The organism is Nocardia inohanensis NBRC 100128, from assembly GCF_001612945.1.
In the GTDB taxonomy this organism is placed as follows: Bacteria; Actinomycetota; Actinomycetes; order Mycobacteriales; family Mycobacteriaceae; genus Nocardia; species Nocardia inohanensis.
The window spans coordinates 431,298-440,496 of sequence record NZ_BDBK01000008.1; the positions used below are offsets into that span (position 1 = coordinate 431,298).

11 protein-coding genes are annotated in these 9,199 nt (G+C 69.6%); 6 read left to right on the plus strand and 5 right to left on the minus strand.

Features of this window, described 5'->3' with window-relative positions; translation table 11 throughout:
• Positions 1-97 precede the first annotated feature (97 nt).
• Positions 98-1,549, plus strand: coding sequence for an MFS transporter (locus NI1_RS17835; protein WP_084523359.1), 1,452 nt, complete (start codon positions 98-100; stop codon positions 1,547-1,549).
• Complete coding sequence (locus NI1_RS17840; protein ID WP_369690142.1) at positions 1,546-2,235, plus strand: SGNH/GDSL hydrolase family protein; 690 nt, start codon at positions 1,546-1,548, stop codon at positions 2,233-2,235. Before NI1_RS17835 ends, NI1_RS17840 begins: the two co-directional genes overlap by 4 nt.
• Positions 2,236-2,303: 68 nt before the next feature.
• Here NI1_RS17840 and NI1_RS17845 read toward each other — a convergent pair whose 3' ends face one another.
• Entirely contained in the window at positions 2,304-2,654 is a 351-nt protein-coding gene (locus tag NI1_RS17845) for a hypothetical protein (RefSeq protein ID WP_067821618.1), read from the minus strand.
• 175 nt (positions 2,655-2,829) lie between these two features.
• On the opposite strand from NI1_RS17845, the gene NI1_RS17850 reads away from it, so the two are divergent.
• Positions 2,830-3,819, plus strand: a complete 990-nt coding sequence (locus NI1_RS17850) for a glycosyltransferase family 9 protein (RefSeq protein ID WP_067821621.1) — start codon at positions 2,830-2,832, stop codon at positions 3,817-3,819.
• 49 nt (positions 3,820-3,868) lie between these two features.
• On the opposite strand, the gene NI1_RS17855 is transcribed toward NI1_RS17850, so the two are convergent.
• Together NI1_RS17855 and NI1_RS17860 are read right to left on the minus strand one after the other, a co-directional pair.
• Positions 3,869-4,849, minus strand: a complete 981-nt coding sequence (locus NI1_RS17855; RefSeq protein WP_084523361.1) for an EamA family transporter — start codon at positions 4,847-4,849, stop codon at positions 3,869-3,871.
• Positions 4,850-4,913: 64 nt separating this feature from the next.
• Complete coding sequence (locus NI1_RS17860) at positions 4,914-5,240, minus strand: ArsR/SmtB family transcription factor (RefSeq protein WP_067821624.1); 327 nt, start codon at positions 5,238-5,240, stop codon at positions 4,914-4,916.
• 183 nt (positions 5,241-5,423) lie between these two features.
• Here NI1_RS17860 and NI1_RS17865 point away from each other — a divergent pair, with 183 nt between their 5' ends.
• Positions 5,424-6,098 (plus strand): M23 family metallopeptidase, encoded by a 675-nt coding sequence (locus tag NI1_RS17865; protein ID WP_067821627.1) that lies wholly within the window; start codon positions 5,424-5,426, stop codon positions 6,096-6,098.
• Positions 6,099-6,290: 192 nt separating this feature from the next.
• On the plus strand, positions 6,291-7,367 hold the full coding sequence (locus tag NI1_RS17870) for a hypothetical protein (RefSeq protein WP_067821630.1): 1,077 nt from the start codon (positions 6,291-6,293) through the stop codon (positions 7,365-7,367).
• Here NI1_RS17870 and NI1_RS17875 read toward each other — a convergent pair.
• Complete coding sequence (locus NI1_RS17875; protein WP_084523362.1) at positions 7,339-7,665, minus strand: hypothetical protein; 327 nt, start codon at positions 7,663-7,665, stop codon at positions 7,339-7,341. The two genes, NI1_RS17870 and NI1_RS17875, sit on opposite strands and share 29 nt — an antisense overlap.
• Positions 7,666-7,872: 207 nt before the next feature.
• Between NI1_RS17875 and NI1_RS17880 the strand changes: the two genes are divergently transcribed.
• Positions 7,873-8,208 carry an RNA polymerase-binding protein RbpA gene (locus tag NI1_RS17880; RefSeq protein WP_067709173.1) on the plus strand — a complete coding sequence of 112 codons (336 nt, stop codon included), beginning with the start codon at positions 7,873-7,875 and terminating at the stop codon, positions 8,206-8,208.
• A 143-nt stretch (positions 8,209-8,351) separates the two neighbouring features.
• On the opposite strand, the gene NI1_RS17885 is transcribed toward NI1_RS17880, so the two are convergent.
• Positions 8,352-9,143, minus strand: coding sequence for an ABC transporter permease (locus NI1_RS17885; protein WP_067822554.1), 792 nt, complete (start codon positions 9,141-9,143; stop codon positions 8,352-8,354).
• Positions 9,144-9,199: the final 56 nt, after the last annotated feature.

The window sequence follows — 9,199 nt, forward strand, 5'->3', positions numbered from 1 at the left end:
ATGGCACCGCGGTCTTGCAAATACGAACGATCGGTCGTACTTTTCAACAATACGAACGATCGTTCGTACACTTCCGCTTCGTCTCGAAAGTTCGTCCATGACAGAGACACCCGCGCGGCCCGCGACCGCGCCACCCATTACCGACCAACCGGACGCGACCCCGGCCCCCGCACCGAGCGGGCCCGCGGAATCGGCCACCGCCCGCCGCGCCCTGCTGGTTGCCTGCGGGGCCGCATTCGTCGCCTTCCTCGACCTGTCGGTGGTGAACATCGCCTTCCCCGCCATCAGCCGCGACTTCCCCGGCACCGCCGCCACCAGCCTCACCTGGGTGGTCAGCGGGTACGCGGTCGCCTTCGCCGCACTGCTCACCCCGGCGGGCCGGCTCGCCGACGCACTCGGGCGCGGGCGCGTATTCCTCTACGCCCTGGCCGCTTTCGCCCTCACCTCCCTGCTGTCCGCACTCGCCCCCGGCGCCGAATGGCTGATCGCCGGACGGTTCCTGCAAGGCGCGAGCGCCGCCTTCCTGATTCCGGCCGGGCTCGGCCTGGTGCTGAGCACCACCGCACCCGAACGCATCGGGATCGCCATGGCGGCGTGGACGGCGGCCGGTGGTTTCGCCGCCACCGTCGGACCGGCCGCGGGCGGCGCGCTGGTCGAGTGGTTCGGATGGCGATCGGTATTCGTCATCAATGTGCCGATCGTGGCCCTGCTCATCGGTTTCGGGCTGCGCCTGGCCCGCGACGAGGCTCGTCACGGTGACGGCCTGCCCGATCTGCTCGGCACCCTGGCCACCGCGCTCGGCATCGGCGCGGTCGTCGCGGCGGTCACCCAGGGCCAGCCGTGGGGCTGGACCGACCGGCGCACGCTGGCCTGCGGTCTCGGCGGCATAGCGCTGATCGTGTTCGCGCTGTGGCGATCCGGCCGCCATCCGCGTCCGGCCATCGCGGTCGGGCTGTGGCGCAGTCACCGGTACGCGCTGGTGAACGCCACCGCATTCGTCTTCGGCGCCACCATGTTCGCGTGGCTGCTGGCCGGACCGCTGTGGCTCGACGCCGTCTGGCACTACTCGGTGCTGGAGTCGGCCGCCGCCATGACCGTCGGCGCGATCACCTCGATGGTGACCGCCGTAGCCGCCGGGCGTGCGACCGAACCGATCCAGCGCCGCCTCGGTGTGCTGGGCGCGGTCATGTTCGCCGCCTCCACCCTCTATATGAGCGTCGGCCCCTTCGGCGCCACCCCGGAACTCTGGCGGGGCTGGATTCCGGCCGGGATCCTGGGCGGCGGCGGCATCGGCCTGATCGTCACCGTACTGGGCACCACCGCCGCGAGATCGCTGCCCCCGCAACGCTTCGCCGCCGGGGTCGGGATGAACCTCACCGCCCGCCAAGCCGGGGGCGCACTCGGCGTCGCCGTGCTGGCCGCGGTCTTCGCCGCCCGGCCCGCCGACCCCCTGGCCGCGTTCCACACCCTGTTCGCGATCTGCGCCGGCATCTCCCTCGCCGCCGCCGTTCTCGCCGCCCTGCCCGCCCGCGCCGAGGAGAACCTGTGAGCCACACCGATATCGCCGCACCCGGCCTCGCCCCGACCGAGGCGGACGATCCCATGCTGCTCGACGACCTGACCGCCGCCGCGCTGCTGGTGGACGCGCCCTGGCGGCGGTTCGCGGTCATCGGCGACTCCACCGCCGCGGGCACCGGAGATTCCTGGCCCGGCTACCGCGACCTGCCCTGGGCCGATCGGGTCGCGCACCTGCTGGCGGCCGCCCACCCCGGTACCGCCTACCTCAATACCGGCAAGGTCGGCGCACTCATCGAGCAGGTTCGCACCGAACAACTCGGCGCACTACGGGAATTCGAGCCCGATCTCGTCCACATCAGCTGCGGCGGCAACGACCTGTTCCGGCGCGGGGCGAACCTGGCGAGCGTGGAACGCGAACTCGACGAACTCTGCGCCCGCGCCGCCGGGACCGGAGCTCGACTGTCCATGTTCACCCTCGCCGACGCCTTCCGCGGCAAACTGGTCCCGCTGCGTCCGCTCTTCGAAGGTTTCGCCGGCGTGGTGCGCCGCGTCGCCACCCGCCACGACGCCATCCTCACCGAATTCTGGGCCCACCCGGCGGGGCAGCGTCCGGATTGGCTCAGCGCCGACCAGATCCACCTGACCATGGCCGGGCACGCGGTGGTCGCCACCGAGATCGTGAAAACCCTGGCGCAGCACGCGAACTCCGGCCGCTGACCGCGGCGACAAAGAAAGTCGCACGGGGTGCATGCGTGCACCCCGTGCGATACGGCCTTATATAACGGTCAGTGCCAGAGCGCCGCGACGAACACGTTCAGCACGGCCAGCCCGCCCGCGGCGTGCGTCATCCACGGAACGGCCTTGCCGCGCTTGGCATCCGCGCGCCCGACCTCGGCGAGACCGGCCACCGCCACCGAGATCACCAGCTTGACCACGATCTTGGTCATATTCGGGTCCTTGCCGAGCGAATCGATCGACTCGGCCAGGCCGACCAGCACGATGCCGGTGAGCAGCTGAATCCGCGCACCCCACACCATCAACTCGGACACCCGCGGCTGGGCGGCGGCGTAACCGCCGACCACCGCCGCCATACCCAGCAGATGGGCCACTACCACCAGGTTGTAGACGAAGGTCATACCGCACACGCTAGTTGATCGCCGCACCCCAACGACAGCCGGTAGTACCACAATCCCGTCGATCGGGCCGACCGCCGGGTTTCACCGGGAAAGCCATCGGGTAGTCCCCATCCAGGGCTCTCCCCAGCAGGAGAGCCGAACGGTTATGGGCGGTCAGTCGGCTAGGAGAACTCAGGTGGCGGTTGTACTCGTGCTGCGAGCACGCGGACTGGGTGATCTGCTCACTGCGGTCCCCGCGCTGCGCGCACTCCGCCGGGCCAGGCCCGGCGATCACATCGCACTCGCCGCACCACACCGACTCAAACCCATCGTCGATCTGATCGCCTCCGTCGACGAGATGGTGCCCGTCGGCGAAGCCACCGGAATGCGCTGGGACGGAGGGCCGCCCGCGCTCGCGGTCAACCTGCACGGGGCAGGCGCCGAAGGCATCGTGGAATTGGTGCGCACCCGGCCGCAACGCATCCTCACCTACCGCAATCCGGCCTTCCCGGAGTTGGCCGGACCGGACTGGCAGCCCGATATGCACGATGTGGACCGCTGGTGCCATCTGCTCGAATCCGACGGGATCACCGCCGACCGCCGCAATCTCGGTCTGGTCCCGCCGGTCGCCACCACCAGCCATCGCGATGCGGTGGTGGTGCACATCGGCGCCAGCGCGGCCGCGCGCCGCTGGCCCGCCGATCGGTTCGCCGCGGTGATCCGGCATCTGCTGGTGCAGGGGCGCGAAGTCATCCTCACCGGGGACGACGCCGAACGCGATATCGCCCTCGAGGTCGCCCACCGCGCCGGACTCGCACCCGCCCGGGTCGCGGCCGGACAGCAGAACCTCATCGAACTCGCCGCCACCGTCGCCGAATCCGCGCTCGTGGTGTGCGGGGACACCGGAGTCGCGCATCTGGCAACGGCTTTCGGCACCCGCACCGTGCTGCTGTTCGGCCCCACCCCGCCCAGCCGCAACGGCCCGCCGCCGCATCTGCTCGGCCGGCACGCCGTGCTGTGGGCCGGGCAGACCGGGGACCCGGACGGGCGCGAGGTCGACCAGGGGCTGCTGAAAATCGGCGTACCCGAAGTGCTCAATGCCGTGGACAAACAACTACGCAAAAGGCCGTGGCCGGGAACGGGATTGGATCGGCGGGGGCAGCAGGCGTATCGCCGGGTCGGCTGAGCACGGCGCATCACCGGAGCGTGTTCCGACGCGGAGTGCGATCGGCTGCCTATATAACGGTGCGGTCGGCAGCTGGAATGCGGCCGGCACCGGGAGTTCGGTCAGCGGCGGGAGTTCGATCGGCCGGGTCGAGGTCGGTCGCGGATCGCTTCGACGCGGGGCGGGCACTGACCGTCAGCGCCAGCATCACCAGGGCGATACCACACACCTCGGCAAGGCCGGGTATCTGACGCAGGGCCAGCGCGCCGACGACCGCCGCGGTCGCGGGTAGCAGCGCCAGCAGCAGTGCGAAACGGGCCCGCCCGACCCGCTCGAGCACCACCTGATCCAGCGCATAGGGCACGGCGCTGGACAGGACGCCCACGCCCGCACCGAACAACCAGGTTCGCGGATCGGCGAAAACGCTTGCGTCGATGAAGGTTTGACGGGTCAGCAGAAGCGGGGCGAGCAGCGCGGCGGCGATCGCCATACCGACGGCCAGCGAATCCAGCCCCGCCCCCGCATCGGCCACCCGTTTGCCGAGCAGGATGTAGCCCGCCCACATGGCGGCGGCGCCCAGCGCGAAGACCACGCCCAGCGCATCCGCCCGCAAGCTCACCCCGGCGAGCAGGACCACGCCGATCGCCACCAACACGACAGCCACCACATCCCGGGTACGGCGCGAACCGAGGGTGGCCACCGCGATGGGTCCCAGGAATTCGATGGCCACCGCCGTGCCGAGCGGGATTCGCGCGATCGCCTCGTAGAAGGTGATGTTCATGGCCACCGTGACCGCCCCGAATCCGGCCGCCACCGTCATCGCGCGCCGGGTCCACCGGTTCCGCCACGGCCGCCGCCACGCCAGCAAAACGATTCCGGCCGCGGCGGCGCGCAACCAGGCGACGGTGGCGGGCTCGACGGTGTCGAACAGGAACACCCCCACCGCCGCGCCCGCGTACTGCGACAGCGCGCCGACGACGAACACCAACGGCACCGACCAGCCGGGCAACCGGAGGCGGCGACGGGGTTCGGCGGCGACGACGGCACTCATTCCGACACCCTAACGACCGGGTCCGACACCGGAAGCGGTCCCGTAGCAACGCAACTCGGCCCGTTCAGGGCCCGGGTGCGTCGGTGCGCGCGGTCGACAGGGCCGCGGAGTAGGCGGCGATGGCACTGGGCCAGAACTGTTCGAGATAGTCGCGGGCGTCGGCCAGACCGCGCGGGTCCAGGGAGTACAGGCGGCGAGTGCCCACCGGCCGCACCATCACCAACCGCGCGTCACGCAGCACCTTCAAATGCTGAGAGATAGCCGAACTGGTGACACCGAGCGCCGCGGCGAGCTCCCCCACCGATTTGCCGCCCTGTGGCAGCGCTTCGAAAACGGCCCGGCGAGTGGGGTCGGCGAGCGCGCTCAACACTTTCACTCCATTAGCGACCACTTAAACAGAGTGCCCGCACGCTCGATCTCGGTCAATACAGCACATCCCGGGCATTTCCCTACGTCACCCGGGAATCACCGGCGTGTCGTTACCATGTCGTGACATATCAACTGGGCTTTTGTATCGATGTGGCAGTGCTCACAGGGTTTCTGAACGTCAGCTGAGTTGGCATACCTTCGATGCATGCCCGTAACCGTTCCGTTATCTCTCAGCCGCAAGGCCGGCAAGTACCGGACGGCCGCAACTCGTGCAGTGGCCGTTTCCGCCGTCGTCGCCTCCTCCCTCGGAGTGCTGGCGGCCGCAGACCCGAGCGCCGCGGGCGAACCCGTCAGCGATCAAGTAGCGAACACCGTTTCCGCTCCCCTGGCGTTCACCCCCGTGGAAGCTCAGATGCCGCAGATCGTCCCGCAGGAGGTCCTGGACTTCCTCAACGGCCTGCACGTCGAGCAGGCCCGCCCCAAGACCGTGCGCCCGGTGGCCGGTCCGCTCACCTCCGGCTTCGGCCAGCGCTGGGGCGCCGCGCACAACGGCATCGACTTCGGCGACGGCTTCGGCACGCCGATCCGCGCCGTCACCGACGGTACCGTCATCGAAGCCGGACCGGCCTCGGGCTTCGGCCTGTGGGTGCGCGTGCAGCAGGACGACGGCACCATCGGCGTCTACGGCCACATGCAGGACATCCTGGTGCAGGTCGGCCAGCAGGTCCGTGCCGGCGACGAGATCGCCACCGTCGGCAACCGCGGCTACTCCACCGGCCCGCACCTGCACTACGAGGTGCACACCTCCCCCGGCGCGCCCATCGACCCGATTCCGTGGCTCGCGGGCCGCGGCATGGATGTCGGCGCGCCCGTCGACTGACCACCGTTTCACCGCCCACGCCGGCCGTGGCCGGGGACCGAATGAGGGGTCCCCGGAAACGCCTCCGGCACAAGCATTTCCGGTACAGCCCCGGCGCACCCCGCCGGGGCTGTTCTCATACCCGGGTACTACGGCCCAACCGCACCGCCGGGTGAGGTGGCGCGCGGATCGGCGGCCATAGCGTCAGCGAGCATGAGCACCGCGCCTCTCGCCCCCGGCACCGACCGCACCCGACGCCCGCATCGCCCGCTGCTGTTCACCACCGCCGTCATGACCGTCCTCGCCCTGTGCTGCCTGGTCGCCATGGCCGTCGACGACCGCATGCTGCTCGGCGAGTCGGTGTGGGTGAAACCGCTCAAGTTCGCTGTCGCCTTCGTCCTCTACACCGGCACCCTGGCCTGGCTGCTGTCCTTCCCGCATCGCGGGCGGCGGCTCACCTGGTGGATGGGGACCGTCTTCGCGGTCACCGGCATCGTGGATGTCGGGTTCATCGTGGTGCAGGCCGCGCGCGGCACCTTCAGTCACTTCAATCACCAGACCGACGCCTGGAACCAGATCGGGCAGCAGGTGTTCCAATCCGGAGTACCCGGTCTGTTCGTCGCGAATCTGGTTATCGTGCTGGTGCTTTCGTGGCAGCGCATCCTGGACCGGCCGACCAGCCGCGCGGTGCACGCCGGGTTGTTCATCGCGGTGGCCGGCATGTTCCTGGGCTATTTCATGGGATTCACCGGCGAACAGCAGGTCACCGACGCGTACGGGCGGCCGGTGCGGCTGGTGGCCGGGCATACCGTGATCGACGGTCAGCCGGTGGTGCGCGACGGTGTGGGCGGCATGCCGATCACCGGCTGGAGCACCGTCGGCGGCGATATGCGCATCCCGCACTTCGCCGGGCTGCACGGCATCCAGTTGCTGTTGCTGGCGGTCTTCGCGCTGGCCTGGCTCGGTCGCACGCGGGTGCCGTGGCTGCGCGGCGAACGCGCCCGCGCCGAGCTGATCGGAGTATTCGCGCTCGGGTACGCGGGTTCGGTGGGCGTGCTGCTGTGGCAGGCGCTGCGCGGACAGTCCGTCGTGCACCCCGACGCCGCGACCCTGACCGCGCTGGCCGGTATCACCGTCGTGGTGGCCGCCGGGACCGGGCTGGTCTATCTGGTGCGCGGCCGCGGCGAGCACGCCACGACCTCCGCACCGTCATTTCCGGTCTCCGCCAGCGAGATTACCCAGCCGATCCCCGCGCGCTCACTCAGCGCAGCCGCTCGGCATCGCGCGTGAGTTTCACCAAAATCGCCGCCAATTCGGTCAATTCGATGGTGTCGGCTCCCTCCGCGACCGCCGTGGCCACATCCTCGGCGGCGCAGCGGGCCGCGAACCAGCGATCGGAGAGATCGGCGACCTCCTGGGCGCTCAGCACCACCGAATCCTCGGGAATACCGGTGCCCTTCACGCTGTTTCGATGTTCGTACGCCCGCTGCCGGCAGGACTGGCGGCAATAACGACGACGACGGCCGAGTTCGGATTCGGCGATCTCCCTCCCGCACCACAGGCAGGACAGCAGGCGCGTGCGCGACATGGTCCGTCACCTTAATGGTTTCCGGGCGCGCGCGGGCGGTGGGCACGCCGGGCGCGAGCATCGTCGCCGGACCGGTAGAATGGCAGGGTTCTCCCCACGGGAACCGAAACGTGCGCGGTGGCGTTGACATGACGGTAACGACATGACAGAGCGCCGCCGCAGTAACTGATGTAGAACGTTGCCGACAGGCGAGAAGGGACCGCACTCATGGCAGATCGCGTACTCCGTGGCAGTCGGCTCGGAGCGGTGAGCTACGAGACCGACCGCGACCACGACCTCGCGCCGCGTCGGATGGCGAAGTACCGCACCGAGAACGGTGAGGAATTCGACGTTCCCTTCGCCGACGATGCCGAGATCCCCCCGACCTGGCTGTGCCGCAACGGCCAGGAGGGCATCCTGCTCGAGGGCACCACGCAGGAGCCCAAGAAGGTGAAGCCCCCGCGTACCCACTGGGACATGCTGCTCGAGCGTCGCAGCAAGGAGGAGCTCGAGGAGCTGCTCCAGGAGCGCATGGATCTGATCAAGAGCCGCCGCCGCGGCTGAGGGTCTCCGGCCCAGCGGGCCGAAACCGACGAAGGACCCCCTTTCCCGTACGGGAGAGGGGGTCCTTCGCTATGTCCTCGGGAGGCCAGGGCGAGCGCCCCTCGTCACTGACGCGAGTGGGCGCTCCGCGGTGGGACCCTCGGTCAGTGGCTGGCGACCTTGCGGTATTGCAGCAGGGCCAGCGGTACCGCGATCGCCAGGATGGCCAGCGAGCACATCACCGAGTACTCCACGCAGTGCTCGGCGGGCCAGCCGTCGGCGGGAGTGAAGGTCGGGGGCGAGCCGTTGTCGAAGAGCTTGCGGCCGGCCGCCGAAACCGCGGTGATCGGATTCCACTCCGCGATGGTCCGCAGCGGCCCCGGCAGCGACTCCCCCGAGATGAACGCCGAGGAGATGAAGGTGAGCGGGAACAACCAGATCAAGCCCGCGCTCTGCGCGACCTCCACGCTCGGCGACATGAGCCCGGTAATGGCTCCCACCCACGACATGGCGAACGCGAACAGCAGGATCACCGCGAAAGCCAGGACGGCATCGGCGATTCCGCCGTTGATCCGCCAGCCCACCACGTACCCGCAGCCCACCATGACACTGAGCGCCAGGATATTGACCACGGTGTCCGACAGCGTGCGGCCCATCAGCACCGCGAGCCGCGACATCGGCAGCGTCCGCATCCGGTCGATCATGCCCTTGTGCAGATCGTTGGCCAGGCCGACGGTGGTGAAGGCGGCGTTGAAAGCGACCGTCTGGGTGAAGATTCCGGCGAGCAGGAACTCCCGGTACTGGCTGCCGCCCAGCGACGCGCCGAAGACGTAGGCGAACAGGAACACGAACATCAGCGGCTGGATGGTCGCGGTCACCAGCAGGGTCGGCACCCGCAGGATGGTCAGCAGATTGCGGTAGGCCACGGTGGCACTGTCACGAAAAACCCTGGGCAGCAACAGCAGTGGTCCGGGCGCGTCGGATCGCCCCGGCGGCGCGGGCGGCGCCGCCG

Bases quoted from the DNA above. Each gene is read 5' to 3' on its own strand.
- NI1_RS17835 (WP_084523359.1), top strand. From the start codon at position 98: ATGACAGAGACACCCGCGCGGCCCGCGACCGCGCCACCCATTACCGAC.
- NI1_RS17845 (WP_067821618.1), bottom strand. From the start codon at position 2,654: ATGACCTTCGTCTACAACCTGGTGGTAGTGGCCCATCTGCTGGGTATG.
- NI1_RS17855 (WP_084523361.1), bottom strand. From the start codon at position 4,849: ATGAGTGCCGTCGTCGCCGCCGAACCCCGTCGCCGCCTCCGGTTGCCC.
- NI1_RS17865 (WP_067821627.1), top strand. From the start codon at position 5,424: ATGCCCGTAACCGTTCCGTTATCTCTCAGCCGCAAGGCCGGCAAGTAC.
- NI1_RS17870 (WP_067821630.1), top strand. From the start codon at position 6,291: ATGAGCACCGCGCCTCTCGCCCCCGGCACCGACCGCACCCGACGCCCG.
- NI1_RS17875 (WP_084523362.1), bottom strand. From the start codon at position 7,665: ATGTCGCGCACGCGCCTGCTGTCCTGCCTGTGGTGCGGGAGGGAGATC.
- NI1_RS17880 (WP_067709173.1), top strand. From the start codon at position 7,873: ATGGCAGATCGCGTACTCCGTGGCAGTCGGCTCGGAGCGGTGAGCTAC.